This window comes from Faecalibacterium sp. DFI.5.82, from assembly GCF_029076575.1.
Taxonomy (GTDB): Bacteria; Bacillota; Clostridia; order Oscillospirales; family Ruminococcaceae; genus Faecalibacterium; species Faecalibacterium duncaniae.
Map to the genome: position 1 here is coordinate 1 of NZ_JARFIS010000851.1, position 297 is coordinate 297.

Annotated in this window: 1 protein-coding gene; it reads right to left on the reverse strand. The window is 70.4% G+C overall.

Annotation, left to right across the window (positions count from 1 at the left end; translation table 11 throughout):
• The coding region (locus tag P0G09_RS19200; protein WP_275253467.1) for an NAD(P)/FAD-dependent oxidoreductase at window positions 1-297 on the reverse strand (297 nt) is incomplete at both ends.

A 297-nucleotide genomic window follows, 5' to 3' on the forward strand; every position in this document is an offset into this window, starting at 1 on the left:
GCCCAGCCGGGCAAGGTGGCCTTCCAGCAGGGCCAGCACGTCTGCGGCCTGGTTGGAGTAGGGGTACACCCGCCCGGCCTCATCGGTGCGGGTGTACAGGCCCAGCGCCGCGTACCATTCCAGCGGTGCGGCGGCATCCACCGCGGCCAGCAGGGGCCGCAGGGCGGCGGGGTCAGCGGTGAAATACTGCTCCGGTGCAAGGCCGGTGTTGTCCAAATTGCAGCGGCCGTTGCCGGTGGCCAACAGCTTTTTGCCGCACCTGGGGTTGCGGTCCAGCACCGTCACCCGCACTGCCCC